Source organism: Streptomyces sp. NPDC053367 (genome assembly GCF_044545925.1).
Classification (GTDB): Bacteria; Actinomycetota; Actinomycetes; order Streptomycetales; family Streptomycetaceae; genus Streptomyces.
The window spans coordinates 280,713-292,796 of sequence record NZ_JBITYN010000013.1 but is presented as its reverse complement, the minus strand read 5'-3'; the positions used below and the strand labels follow the sequence as shown (position 1 = coordinate 292,796).

General features: G+C 76.1%; 12 protein-coding genes. 5 read left to right on the top strand and 7 right to left on the bottom strand.

All coding sequences use genetic code 11. The annotated features are described in order from the left end of the window. Position 1: 1 nt before the first annotated feature. From ACIGXJ_RS32890 to ACIGXJ_RS32880, 3 genes are all read right to left on the bottom strand, one after another. The gene (locus ACIGXJ_RS32890; protein WP_399653325.1) at positions 2-703 is read right to left on the bottom strand and encodes a B3/4 domain-containing protein; all 702 of its coding nucleotides are present in this window, start codon (positions 701-703) and stop codon (positions 2-4) included. Positions 704-705: 2 nt separating this feature from the next. After that, entirely contained in the window at positions 706-1,311 is a 606-nt protein-coding gene (locus tag ACIGXJ_RS32885; protein ID WP_399653237.1) for a LysE family translocator, read from the bottom strand. A gap of 548 nt (positions 1,312-1,859) precedes the next feature. After that, positions 1,860-3,212, bottom strand: coding sequence for a hypothetical protein (locus ACIGXJ_RS32880; RefSeq protein ID WP_399653235.1), 1,353 nt, complete (start codon positions 3,210-3,212; stop codon positions 1,860-1,862). A gap of 113 nt (positions 3,213-3,325) precedes the next feature. On the opposite strand from ACIGXJ_RS32880, the gene ACIGXJ_RS32875 reads away from it, so the two are divergent. Beyond that, the gene (locus tag ACIGXJ_RS32875; protein ID WP_399653232.1) at positions 3,326-4,558 is read left to right on the top strand and encodes a molybdopterin-dependent oxidoreductase; all 1,233 of its coding nucleotides are present in this window, start codon (positions 3,326-3,328) and stop codon (positions 4,556-4,558) included. A gap of 313 nt (positions 4,559-4,871) precedes the next feature. Here ACIGXJ_RS32875 and ACIGXJ_RS32870 read toward each other — a convergent pair whose 3' ends face one another. The 3 genes from ACIGXJ_RS32870 to ACIGXJ_RS32860 are packed head-to-tail and all read right to left on the bottom strand — an operon-like array spanning position 4,872 to position 6,942. Then, positions 4,872-5,627 (bottom strand): class I SAM-dependent methyltransferase, encoded by a 756-nt coding sequence (locus ACIGXJ_RS32870; RefSeq protein WP_399653230.1) that lies wholly within the window; start codon positions 5,625-5,627, stop codon positions 4,872-4,874. Then, entirely contained in the window at positions 5,624-6,241 is a 618-nt protein-coding gene (locus ACIGXJ_RS32865) for a DUF2064 domain-containing protein (protein WP_399653227.1), read from the bottom strand. The genes ACIGXJ_RS32870 and ACIGXJ_RS32865 overlap by 4 nt, the downstream gene beginning before the upstream one ends. Beyond that, positions 6,238-6,942 carry a glycosyltransferase family 2 protein gene (locus tag ACIGXJ_RS32860; protein ID WP_399653224.1) on the bottom strand — a complete coding sequence of 235 codons (705 nt, stop codon included), beginning with the start codon at positions 6,940-6,942 and terminating at the stop codon, positions 6,238-6,240. The genes ACIGXJ_RS32865 and ACIGXJ_RS32860 overlap by 4 nt, the downstream gene beginning before the upstream one ends. Positions 6,943-7,053: 111 nt before the next feature. On the opposite strand from ACIGXJ_RS32860, the gene ACIGXJ_RS32855 reads away from it, so the two are divergent. Next, positions 7,054-7,788 carry a response regulator transcription factor gene (locus ACIGXJ_RS32855; protein ID WP_399653222.1) on the top strand — a complete coding sequence of 245 codons (735 nt, stop codon included), beginning with the start codon at positions 7,054-7,056 and terminating at the stop codon, positions 7,786-7,788. A 3-nt stretch (positions 7,789-7,791) separates the two neighbouring features. Continuing rightward, complete coding sequence (locus ACIGXJ_RS32850) at positions 7,792-8,901, top strand: sensor histidine kinase (RefSeq protein ID WP_399653219.1); 1,110 nt, start codon at positions 7,792-7,794, stop codon at positions 8,899-8,901. Positions 8,902-9,154: 253 nt separating this feature from the next. On the opposite strand, the gene ACIGXJ_RS32845 is transcribed toward ACIGXJ_RS32850, so the two are convergent. Beyond that, positions 9,155-10,180, bottom strand: a complete 1,026-nt coding sequence (locus ACIGXJ_RS32845; RefSeq protein WP_399653216.1) for an NAD-dependent epimerase/dehydratase family protein — start codon at positions 10,178-10,180, stop codon at positions 9,155-9,157. Positions 10,181-10,333: 153 nt separating this feature from the next. On the opposite strand from ACIGXJ_RS32845, the gene ACIGXJ_RS32840 reads away from it, so the two are divergent. Both ACIGXJ_RS32840 and ACIGXJ_RS32835 read left to right on the top strand, forming a co-directional pair. Further along, positions 10,334-11,782, top strand: a complete 1,449-nt coding sequence (locus ACIGXJ_RS32840; RefSeq protein WP_399653213.1) for an amidase — start codon at positions 10,334-10,336, stop codon at positions 11,780-11,782. Between the two features lie 2 nt (positions 11,783-11,784). Continuing rightward, positions 11,785-12,003, top strand: a complete 219-nt coding sequence (locus tag ACIGXJ_RS32835; RefSeq protein WP_399653211.1) for a hypothetical protein — start codon at positions 11,785-11,787, stop codon at positions 12,001-12,003. Positions 12,004-12,084: the final 81 nt, after the last annotated feature.

Below are 12,084 nucleotides of genomic sequence, written 5' to 3'. Positions count from 1 at the left end.
CTCAGTCCGGAAACGTGAACTCCGGCTCGGCGGCGGTCAGTACGGCCGTCTCCGTGCCGGTCGGCCAGTGGGCGGTCAGTTCCGCGGCGAGGGTCTTCAGCAGCTCCTGCACGGTCCGGGCGCCCTCGTCGTGCATGGCCTCGGTCACGACGAGGACGCGCCGGGTGTGCGGGCCGACCGCGGAGTGGCCGCTCTGCCGGTGGGTCCAGCGGCGGGCGTGCGCGCGTCCCTCGGCGTCGACGAAGGTGACCTCGCCGGGCGCGGGATGCTCGGTGCCGCCGCCGAAGGGCGTGTAGTGCTCGTCGCCGCGGGCGTGCCGCACCTCCAGCAGCGGACCGGCGATGCGGTCGGCGTCGAGGGCGGCCACCGGGACGGCGTAGGCGACCGAGACGGCGTTGCACAGGTCGACCACGGGGTGGATGCGCGGCAGGGACCCTTCCCTGCGGAGCCGGCGCAGCAGAGACTCCGAGGCGCAGCGGTACTGCGTGGGCTTCAGCCCCATCCGGCTGAAGGTCCGCCGCCAGGCGAGGACTTCGGGGAACTCGCCCTCGGTGGCCCCGGCGAGCCGGGCCGTCGCCCGCGCGAGGTGCGCGGCGGCGGCCGGGCCGGTGTCGGCGGGGGTGTCCACGCGGTCGGCGTACAGGACGCCCGCGGTGAGTTCGGGGTACTGCGCGCGCAGGGTGTCGGCGTGCCGGAAGCGCATGGTCACGCCACCGCCAGCCGGGCGCTCAGGCCCACGAAGCAGACGGCGAACACCCGGCGGACGCCGGTCAGCACCCCGGGGCGGGCGAGCACCCGGTCGCGTACGGCCGCCGCGAACAGGCCGTACGCGGCGAAGACCACGAAGGTGAGGGCCATGAACACACCGCCGAGCCGCAGCATCGCCGCGGCGGAGCCCTCCGCGCCCGCGGGCACGAACTGCGGGAGGAACGCGACGAAGAACATCGTCAGCTTGGGGTTGAGCAGGTTCAGCAGCACGCCGGAGACGATCACGCGGCCGGCGGACTGCGGCTCGCTCCGCGCCGCGACCGTCAGCGCGTCCCGGTCACGCAGGGTCGCCCACGCCATGTACAGCAGATAACCGACACCGAGGTACTTCACCGTCTCGTACGCGACGGCGCTGGTGTGCAGCAGCGCGGCCAGCCCGGTCACCGTCGCCAGCAGGTGCGGCACGATACCGAGGGTGCAGGCGAAGGCGGCGGTCACACTCGCCCTGCGGCCGTGGGACAGCCCGGCGGCCAGCGTGTACACCACGCCGGTGCCGGGGGTGACGACCACGACGAGGGTGGTCAGCAGAAAGGCGACGCTCACGGGAACCTCCGCTACGGGTTACGGACGCTCCTACTCTTGCGCCGCCATGGTCCGCTGGACAGGGCCAAACTGTGCGAGATCCTCTGGTCCATAAAGCTGGTCCAAGCGGGTCGCCACTGGTCGCCACTGGTCAGCACTGGTCAGCACTGGTCCGCGACACGCTAGGAGGTGAGCCGCGCCTCCAGGTCGCGCAGGTCCTTGACGAGGTTGCCGCGTACCTGCCGGGCGAGCAGCGGCGCCGCCATGCGGCAGAGGCCGCCTCCGCCGCGCCGGATGCGGACGCGGATGCGGATGCGGACGCGGACGCGGACGCGGACGCGGGCGAGCGTGCCCCGCGGGTGCGGCTCGTGCGGGTGACCTCGGCGCCGACGCCGGAGCCGCCGCCGTCCGCCTCCCGGGTCAGCCGGGCGGTGCGGATGCCCTGGGTCCACTCGCGTCGTGCCGCCAGTCCATGGCGTAGGCGGCCACGCGCTCCGGGGGCAGCGGGACGACCAGCTCGGCCGTCACGTCGATCGTCATGCCTCCAGCCTCCGCCGCGCCCGGCCGGGTCACCACCCGGTGCGCAGCAGGTGGTTCAGCAGCAGCGCGAGCACGGCCTGGGCGGCGAGCCAGGCGCGGGGGTGGCCGAGGAACGCGGCGGCCGGCAGGAGCCACACGGCGAAGGGCAGCCAGATGCGTTCCGTCTCGGCCTTGCTCATACCGGAGAGGTCGGCGGCCAGCAGGGCGAGCGCGGCGGCGGCCACCAGCAGGGCGAGCCGGGTCTCGCCCCGCCCCCGCGCGGCCGGGTCTCGCCCCGGGCGGCCCTGCCACAGCGCCGCCCCCGCCCGCCGCAGCCCCGCCACCGTGGCCGGGCCGGTGACCAGGACCGCGCAGGCGAGGTTGGCCCACACCCAGTAGCCGTACGGGCGGACGCCGCCCGCGCCTTGGTGGTAGCGGGTGACCAGCAGGCGGTACGCCTCCCACCAGTCGAACCCGGCGAGGGTGAACGCGGCCGGCACGACGGCCAGCCCGGCGAGGAAGAGCCCGGCCGGCGCCAGGGGCCGCGCACGCACGCCCCGCCGGCCGAGCAGCAGCACCGCCGCGCCGGGGAACGCCATCAGCGTCAGGCCGTACGACAGATAGCAGGCCAGCCCGAACAGCAGGCCGGAGCCGGCCGCCCAGCCGGCCCCGCCGCCGGTGACCGCGAGGGCGAGCAGGGCCACGGCCCACGCGGCGACGGCCGCGAAGTAGGCGTCCGCCGAGGTGCCCGTCCACACGGCGGCCGGGGCGAGGACCAGGAAGGGCGCCGCCCGCCGGGCCGGCTCCTCCCCCGCCAGCGCGCGCACGGCGACCAGCACGGCAAGGCAGGCCGTCGCGCCGAGGGTGATGCACCACATCCCGGCCCAGCCGCCGCCGCGCAGCCCGATCCGGTCGAGGAGCACGAAGGTGAGGGTGGCGCCGGGCGGATGGCCCGCGACATGGGCGGGCCAGTTGCCGGGGGCGTCGAGGAGGATGTGCGCGGTGAAGTCCCGCAGGGCGGCCGGGATGTCGTCGAAGCGGCCGACGGAGCGCAGATACTCGTGGCGGGTGGTGAGCTGCTCGGCGATCCCCCGGTGCCAGCCGTCGACGAGGGCCAGCGAGAGGATCCAGGCCAGGCTCGCCGCCCAGGCCGCCGCGAGCAGCGCGCGCCAGGTCAGCCGGGCGGCGAGCGCCGGGCCGTACGCCACCACGGCCGCCGCGACCGTCAGGGCGGCGGGCGTGCCGGGACCGAGGTGCGGCTCCCAGTCGGCCAGCAGCGGCGGCCAGTTCACGAACAGCGTGCGCCGGGTGCCCTGGATGTGCCGGCCGACCAGCACGGCCGCGGTCACGAGCAGGGCGGCGGCCAGGACGGCGTACAGGTCACGGCGCGGGGAGCGGGTCACACCGGCACGCTAGGGCGGACGGGCGGGCGGGACCCGGCGCCGCGGCCGGACGTCAGCGTTTCGTCATGCGTCGCGCACCGGGTGAGCGGGCGGTGGCGGCCTACGGTCGTGTCATGCGCGACGCCCCACGCCTTCCCTCCTCCCCCGGCTTCTGGCGCAGTCCCTTGCGCGGCCCCTGGTTCACCTCGGTCCTCGGGCTGGTCCTGCTGGCCGGGATCACGGTGCTGTTCCTGACCGGGCTCGTCTCCTACGCCGCCTACAACCCGGATCTGTCGCCGGTGAACGACAAGACGCCCGGCAAGGGCCTGCTGGGCTTCTACCTGTTCGCCTGGCCGACCGACCCGCACTGGCTGTACCGGCTCAACCAGGGGGTGCACGTCACCCTCGGCCTCACCCTGATCCCCGTGCTGCTGGCCAAGCTGTGGTCGGTGGTGCCGAGGCTGTTCACGCTGCCCCCGGCCCGCTCGCTCGCGCACGCGCTGGAGCGGGTCTCGCTGCTTCTCCTGGTGGGCGGGGGGCTGTTCGAGTTCGTCACCGGGGTGCTGAACGTCCAGCTGGACTACGTCTTCCCCGGCTCCTTCTACCCGCTGCACTTCTACGGCGCGTGGGTGTTCTTCGCCGCGTTCGCCGCGCACGCCGCCCTCAAGACGCCCGCCGCCGTGCGGAATCTGCGCCGGATGAGGGCCGGGGCGGACGATCTGGTGTCCCCGCGTCCGGCGGAGCCGACCGTGTCGCGGCGGGGCGCGCTGTGGTTCGTCGGCGGCGGATCGCTGCTGCTGTTCGCCACCACGGCCGGGCAGAACACCGACGGCCCGCTGCGGCGCACCGCGCTGCTCGCACCGCACGGCGGGGCCGAGCCCGGCAGCGGCCCGAACGGCTTCCAGATCAACAAGACGGCCGCCTACGCCGGGATCAGCGCGGCCGAGACGGGAGAGGAGGCGTGGCGGCTGGTCGTCACCGGGCGCACCGGCACCGTCCGGCTGAGCCGTGCCGAGCTGCTGCGCATGCCCCTGCACAGTGCCGCGTTGCCGATCGCGTGCGTGGAGGGCTGGTCGACGTCGGACCAGTGGTGGCGGGGCGTGCGGCTGCGGGACCTCGCCGCGCTCGTCGGCGACGGACAGGACCCGCCGGACGTGTTCGTCGAGTCGCTCCAGCGGCACGGCGCGTTCCGGCGGGCGGCGCTGCGGGCCAACCAGGTCGCCGACGAGCGCTCGCTGCTCGCCCTGTACGTCAACGGTGAGCCGCTCTCCCCCGACCACGGCCACCCGGCGCGGATCATCGTGCCGGCCGCGCCCGGGGTGCTGAACACCAAGTGGGTGGCCCGCCTGACGTTCGGAGAGCTGTGAAGCGCGCCCGGCTGCCGCTCGGCAGTCCTCTCCGACTGCTGCTGCTCGCCTGCTCGTTCGCGCTCGCCGGGTACGCCGGGGTGCGGCTGCTGGAAGGCGACTGGTTCGGCGTCGCGCTGTGGTTCGTGGGTGCCGCGCTGCTGCACGACCTGGTGCTGCTGCCGCTGTACGCGGCCTGCGACCGGGCCCTCGTCCGGGGGTCGGAGGCGGCCGGCCGGCGGGAGTGGGTGATGTACGTGCGGGTGCCGGCGGCGCTGTCCGGGCTGCTGCTGCTGGTGTGGTGGCCGCTGGTCCTCGGGACGGTGCAGGGGCGCTACCGGTCGGTGACCGCGCTGTCGCCGGACGGCTTCCTGACGCGCTGGCTGCTGATCACGGCCGTCCTGTTCGGCGGTTCGGCGCTGCTGCTGGCGGCGCGGCTGCGCAGGGCGACGAAGCGGCGGCCGCCCGAGCCCCACTGACCGGCGGGGCTCCAGCCGGCCTGCCCGGCCAGCCGCAGCAGGGCCGGGGTGCCGAGCCGGGCCCAAGGGAACGCGCCGCCGGCCGCGCGACGGGCGCCGGTGACGTCGACGACCTGCACGCTGAGGCGCTCGTCGACGTCCGCCGGGTCGGTCTCGGCGAGCAGCAGCCCCGCGGGGCGCAGCAGTCCTGCCGCCCGCTCCAGCAGGGTGCGCGGCTCGCCGCCGATGCCGATGTTGCCGTCCATCAGCAGCAGCGTGCCCCAGCGGCCCTCGGCGGGCAGCGGGTCGAACACCGAGCGGCGCAGCGCCGCCCCGCCGAGCCGGAGGGTGTGGTCGACGGCGGCCTGGCTGACGTCGACGCCGAGGACGGTCCGACCGCGCGCGGCGAGTTCGGCGACCAGCCGGCCGGGCCCGCAGCCGATGTCGAGGACGGCGCCCTCGCAGCGGTCGAGCGCCTCCCGGTCGGCCGCGTCGGCCCGGGCGCACCAGCGCTCCACCTCCAGCGGCAGCAGCCGGCCGTCGGTGCGGCGCAGGAACAGCGGGCCGCGGCCGGCGCGCAGGGCGGCGGTGTAGGGGTCGGCGGCCGCCCAGGCCAGCGTCGTGGAACTCACCGGCCGGCCGCCGTCGTACAACTGGCCAGCCGCGCGGCGAACCGGCCGTGCGGGGCGAGTGCCGCCACCGCGTGCGCGTCGGCGGCGGTGTCGACGTCCCTCAGCCGGGGCAGGTCGCGTACGCGCAGGCCCGCGGCGACGAGCCGCTCGCGCTGTACGGCCCCGGTGTCCGGGCGGGACATGGGCACGCCCCGCAGCAGCCGGGGGTCGGGCTCGGCGAGGCCCAGCGCCCAGAAGCCGCCGTCCTCGGCCGGGCCGAAGCAGGCGTCGTACCGGGTGAGGTCGGCGGTGAGCAGGGCGGGCGTCACCTGCGGGGTGTCCATGCCGATGAGCAGGGTCGGCCCCGAGCAGTGCGCGAAGGCGTCCGCGAGCCGCTCGTCCAGGGTGCCCGAGGTCTGCGGTACGACGTCGAAGCCGTACGGCATCCAGGGCCCGGGTGCGCCGTCGAGGACGAGGACGCGCCGGCCGGCCGGGGTGGCCGCGACGGCCTCCAGCGTGTCGGCGAGCGCGGCCTGCGCGAGCAGGGCGGCCTGCTCGGGGGTGAAGGGCGGGGTGAGGCGGGTCTTGACCCGGCCGGGGCGGGGTTCCTTGGCGATGACGACGAGAGTGGTCACCGGGCGGCCCTCTCCCGCGCGGCCGGTTCCGCGAGGACGCGGCTCATGTCCCGCACCGCCTGCCACGTGCCCCGCCAGGTGCCGGTGACCTTGGAGGCGCCGGTGCGGGGCAGATAGGGCACGTCGTGCTCGGCGACGCGCCAGCCGGCGTCGGCGGCACGGACGACCATCTGCAGGGGGTAGCCGCTGCGCCGGTCGGTGAGGCCGAGCGCGAGCAGGTCCACGCGGCGGGCGGCGCGCAGCGGGCCGAGGTCGTGCAGGTCAAGCCCGGTGCGGCGGCGCAGCAGCCGGGTGAGCGCGAGGTTGCCGGCGCGGGCGTGCGCGGGGAAGGTGCCGCGCCGGACCGGGCGCCTGCGGCCGAGGACCAGATCGGCCTCGCCGGCGAGGATCTCGCGCACGAACGGCACCAGCAGCGCCGGGTCGAGGGAGGCGTCGCAGTCGCAGAAGCAGACGATGCCGGCGGTGGCCGCGGTGAGTCCCGCGTGGCAGGCGGCGCCGAAGCCGCGGCGCGGTTCGTGCACGACGGTCGCGCCGAGCGCGCGGGCGATGTGCGGGGAGCCGTCGGTGGAGCCGTTGTCGACGACGAGTGCGCGCCAGCCCGGCGGAACGCGCCGGAGCACCCAGGGCAGGGCCTCCGCCTCGTCCAGGCAGGGAAGCACCACGTCGACGTCCGGCGGGAGGGGCGGTGGAGGGGTCGTCACGCTCTCACCCTACGGACGCGAGCCGGGCATTTCGGACGCGCGCACCTTACGAAACGCGGACGTCGCGCCCGTGCGGGATCCGCCGCTCGGCGGGGGTGCGAGGCTGGGGCCATGCAGCAGCCCCACGAGCCCTCCGGGGCGCACAGCCAGGGCCCTTCGGCGGCCCGGGTCCTGGTCGTCGACGACGATCCGACCGTCTCCGAGGTGGTGGCCGGATACCTGGACCGGGCCGGTTACGTGGTCGACCGCGCGGACGACGGGCCGACCGCCCTCACCCGGGCCGCGGCGCACCGGCCCGACCTGGTCGTGCTGGATCTCATGCTGCCCGGCATGGACGGCCTGGAGGTGTGCCGGCGGCTGCGTGGACGCGGGCCCGTACCGGTGATCATGCTGACCGCGCGCGGCGACGAGGACGACCGCGTCCTGGGTCTGGAGGTCGGCGCCGACGACTACGTCACCAAGCCGTTCAGCCCCCGCGAACTGGTGCTGCGGGTGGAGTCGGTGCTGCGCCGCAGCCGTCCCGCGCCCTCGGGCCACCGGCTGACCGCGGCCGGGCTGACCGTCGACCCGGACGCCCGCCGGGTCACCAAGGACGGCACCGAACTCGCCCTCACCCTGCGGGAGTTCGACCTGCTGCTGTTCTTCCTGCGCCATCCGGGGCGGGCGTTCGGCCGCGAGGACCTGATGCGGGAGGTGTGGGGCTGGGAGTTCGGCGACCTGTCGACGGTGACGGTGCACATCCGCCGGCTGCGCGGCAAGGTCGAGGACGATCCGGCCCGGCCGCGGCTCATCCAGACGGTGTGGGGCGTGGGCTACCGCTTCGAGCCGGGCACCGGGGAGGACTGACCGATGCCGGACGCTCTGCTCATCGCCCTGTACGCCTTCGCGGGCGCGGCCGTCACCGGTCTGGCCGGGGCGGGTGTGCTGTTCCTGATCCGGCGGCGCTCGCTGACGGCGTCCCTCGCCGTGGTCGCGGCGGTCGGCGTGGTCGCGATGCTGGCGGGGACGCTGGCGGTGGCCTGGGCGATGTTCCTGTCGCCGCACGACCTGACCGTGGTGACGACGGTGGTCGCCATGGCGGCGGTCGTGTCGCTGGCGACCGCGCTGCTGCTGGCCCGCTGGGTGGTCGCCCGCAGCCGCGAACTGGCGGTCGCGGCCCGCTCGTTCGGCGACGGCGGCGCCTTCGCGGCCCCCGACGGGCCGACCACCGCGGAACTCGACGCGCTCAGCCGGGAGTTGGCCGCCACCAGCGCCAAGCTCGCCGAGTCCCGGGAGCGGGAGCGTGCCCTGGAAACCTCACGGCGTGAGCTCGTCGCCTGGATCTCGCACGATCTGCGCACCCCGCTGGCCGGGCTGCGCGCGATGTCGGAGGCGCTGGAGGACGGCGTGGCCGCCGACCCGCCCCGCTATCTGCGGCAGATGCGCACCGAGGTCGAGCGCCTGAACGACATGGTCGGCGACCTCTTCGAGCTCTCCCGCATCCACGCGGGCGCGCTCGCCCTGGCGCCCACCCGGATGTCGCTGTACGACCTCGTCGGCGACGCGCTGGCCGGAGCGGACCCGCTGGCGCGGGAGCACGGGGTGCGGCTGGTGGGCGAGGGCGTCGAGCCGGTGCCGGTCGAGGTGGACGGCAGGGAGATGAGCCGGGTCCTGGGGAACCTGCTGGTCAACGCGATCCGGCGGACCCCGGCCGACGGCACGGTCGCGGTGAGCGCCGAACGCTCGCCGGAGGGCGTCGTGCTGTCCGTCTCCGACGGCTGCGGCGGTATCCCCGAGGAGGACCTGCCGCGCGTCTTCGACACCGGCTGGCGGGGCACCGACGCCCGCACGCCCCCGGCGGGCGCGGGCCTCGGCCTCGCCATCGTCCGCGGCATCGTGGAGGCCCACCGGGGCCGGGCCACGGTCCGCAACATCCCGGGCGGCTGCCGCTTCGAGGTGACGCTGCCGACAGCACGGTAACCCTCCGGACCGCACCCTCACCCCCCGCGACGCGGCCGGGCTCCCACCGGCCGACCCCCGCGACGTCGGCGCGGCCCAGCCGGACTCACCCCGGCCAACCCCGCACGCCGCCCCGGCACGGCCGGACTCACCCCGGCCAACCCCGCACGCCACCGCGGCCCAGCCGGACTCACCCCGGCCAACCCCGCACGCCGCCCCGGCACGGCCGGACTCACCCCGGCCAACCCCGGACGCCGCCCCGGCAGGGCCGGACTCACTCCGGTCGGCGCCCGACGCCGCCCTGCCTCGGCTGGTCCTCCTCGGCGAACTCCCGCATGCCCTCCGTGAAGCCGACCTGTGGCCGCCAGCCGAGCGTGGTGCGCAGGCGGGTGGAGTCGGCGGTGATGTGGCGTACGTCGCCGAGCCGGTACTCGCCGGTGACCCGGGGGGCGGGTCCGCCGTGTGCGGCGGCCAGGGCCTCGGCCATCTCGCCGACGGTGTGCGGCTCGCCGCTGCCGGTGTTGTAGGCGGTGAGCACGCCGGGGGCGGACGGCGCCTCCAGTGCGAGGGCGTTCGCCGCGGCCACGTCCCGTACATGGACGAAGTCGCGCCGCTGGCGCCCGTCCTCGAAGACGCGGGGGGCCTCGCCGCGGGCGAGCGCCGAGCGGAAGAAGGAGGCGACCCCGGCGTACGGGGTGTCGCGGGGCATACGGGGGCCGTACACGTTGTGGTAGCGCAGCGACACCGCCGAGCCGCCGGTGCAGCGGGCCCACGCGGCGGCGAGGTGCTCCTGGGCGAGCTTGGTCGTGGCGTACACGTTGCGCGGGTCCACGGGGGCGTCCTCGTCGACGAGACCGGGGACCAGGTCCGTGCCGCAGTGCGGGCACACCGGCTCGAAGCGCCCCGCGTCCAGGTCGGCGGCGGCCCGCGGGCCGGGGCGTACGGTGCCGTGGCGCGGACAGGTGTAGCGGCCCTCGCCGTAGACGACCATCGACCCGGCCAGCACCAGGCGCGGCACGCGGGCCTCGGCCGTCGCGGCGAGCAGGACGGCCGTGCCGAGGTCGTTGTGCGAGACGTACGCGGCGGCGTCGGCGACGCCGTCGCCCAGGCCGACCATCGCCGCCTGGTGGCAGACGGCGTCCACCCCCGCCACGGCCCGGGCGACCACGTCGGGGTCGCGGACGTCCCGCGCGGGGTCCGCCCGGACGTCGAGGACGGACGTCTCGTGACCGGCGCGCTCCAGCGCCTCGACGACATGGGACCCGATGAACCCGGCTCCGCCGGTGACCAGCACGCGCATGCCGCCACGCTAGGCCGGAGCGGGTCCCGGCAGTCCCTGCCGCGCCCGTCATGTCACCGCTCCGTAAGACCTCGTGCGTGAAGTGCGTTCCGCCGCCCCCCTCCTGACGTTACCGTTCGGTAGGACAGGCTCGTCCCCCCGGAGGTGTCCCGTATGACGCTCGACCGTGCCGCAGGGCTCGCGGAGACCGCCCGTGCGCTGGCCGCCGGGGAGGTGACCTCGCGCGCCCTCGTCGAGCGGGCGCTGGCCCGCATCGAGGCGACACAGGGGTCGCTGAACGCCTTCCGCGTCGTGCGGGCCGAGGCCGCGCTCGCCGAGGCCGACGCGGCGGACCGGGCGCTGGCCGCGGGGACGCGCCGGCCACTGCTCGGGGTGCCGGTCGCGGTGAAGGACGACATGGACGTGGCGGGCGAGCCGACCGCGTTCGGCTGCCGGGGCGAGTTCCCGCCGGCCGGCGAGGACGGCGAGGCGGTACGCCGGCTGCGCGCGGCCGGGGCCGTGATCGTCGGCAAGACCAACACCTGCGAGCTGGGGCAGTGGCCGTTCACCGAGGGGCCCGCGTTCGGCGCGACCCGCAATCCGTGGAACCCCGGCCACACGCCCGGCGGTTCGTCGGGCGGCTCGGCGGCCGCGGTCGCCGCGGGCCTGGTGCCGGCCGCGCTCGGCTCCGACGGGGCCGGCTCGGTGCGCATCCCCGCCTCCTGGACGAACCTCGTCGGCATCAAGCCGCAGCGCGGCCGGATCTCCACCTGGCCGCGCGGTGAGGCCTTCCAGGGCATCACCGTCAACGGGACCCTCGCCCGCACGGTCGCCGACGCGGTCCTGCTGCTGGACTGCGCGAGCGGCAACCACGCCCTCGACCCGCACCGGCCCGAGCCGCTCGACGTCTCGGCGGCCGTCGGCCGCGACCCCGGCCGGCTGCGGATCGCGCTCGCGCTGAAGCCGCCGTTCACCGCGCTGCCCGCCCGGCTGGACCCGGAGATCCGCGCCAGGGTCGTCGAACTCGCCGGCACGCTCGCCGCTCTGGGACACACCGTGGAGGAGGCCGACCCGCCGTACGGGCAGATCGGGCTGGCCTTCGTGCCGCGCGCCACCGCCGGCATCGCCGAGTACGTGCGCGAGACGCCCTCCCCCGCGCTGCTCGACCGGCGCACCCGGGACGCCGCCCGGCTGGGCCGGCTGCTCGGCGGGGTCCCGCTGCGCGCGGCTCGTCGGGCGGAGGCGGTGCTGCACCGCCGTATCGGCGCGTTCTTCGCCTCGTACGACGTCGTCCTCGCGCCCACGACCGCCGCGCCCGCGCCCCGGATCGGGGCCCTGCTGGAGCTCGGCGGGTTCGCGACCGACCGGGCGATGATCGCGGCCTGTCCGTACGCGTGGCCGTGGAACGTCCTCGGCTGGCCCGGTGTGAACGTCCCGGCCGGGTTCGTCTCCGGCGGGCTGCCGGTGGGCGCGCAGTTGCTCGGGCCCGCTTCGAGCGAGCCCCTCCTGGTGTCGCTCGCCCACCAGTTGGAGGCGGAGCTGCGCTGGCACGAGCGGGTGCCGCCGCGGGATCTCGGCCCGGATTCCCGGGCCGCGCACGGCGGTTCGGCCCGTACGCTGTGACCATGGACGACACCACGATGGTCGGGCTCCTCGGGCGGGTCACCGGCACGATCGGGCCCGGGCTCGTCGGTGAGGTGATCGTCCGCGTGCGCGGCGGCGCCGAGCACTTCCTCGCCTACGCGGCGGCCGGCACCGAGCGCATCGAGCGGGGCACGGTGGTGACGGTCGTGGAGTACCTGCCGCCGCGGACGGTCTACGTCTCGGCGGTGTACGGCGGTTGACGCCCGCGAGGGCCTTCGTACCAAGCGGGCAACAGCGGCCGGGCGGCCCCTGTACACGACCTGTGGCGTGCCTCACACTCC

Excerpts from the sequence above, each read along its gene's own strand:
- ACIGXJ_RS32850 (WP_399653219.1), top strand. The coding sequence starts at position 7,792 with ATGCCGGACGCTCTGCTCATCGCCCTGTACGCCTTCGCGGGCGCGGCC.
- ACIGXJ_RS32840 (WP_399653213.1), top strand. The coding sequence starts at position 10,334 with ATGACGCTCGACCGTGCCGCAGGGCTCGCGGAGACCGCCCGTGCGCTG.
- ACIGXJ_RS32845 (WP_399653216.1), bottom strand. The coding sequence starts at position 10,180 with ATGCGCGTGCTGGTCACCGGCGGAGCCGGGTTCATCGGGTCCCATGTC.
- ACIGXJ_RS32835 (WP_399653211.1), top strand. The coding sequence starts at position 11,785 with ATGGACGACACCACGATGGTCGGGCTCCTCGGGCGGGTCACCGGCACG.
- ACIGXJ_RS32855 (WP_399653222.1), top strand. The coding sequence starts at position 7,054 with ATGCAGCAGCCCCACGAGCCCTCCGGGGCGCACAGCCAGGGCCCTTCG.
- ACIGXJ_RS32890 (WP_399653325.1), bottom strand. The coding sequence starts at position 703 with ATGCGCTTCCGGCACGCCGACACCCTGCGCGCGCAGTACCCCGAACTC.
- ACIGXJ_RS32875 (WP_399653232.1), top strand. The coding sequence starts at position 3,326 with ATGCGCGACGCCCCACGCCTTCCCTCCTCCCCCGGCTTCTGGCGCAGT.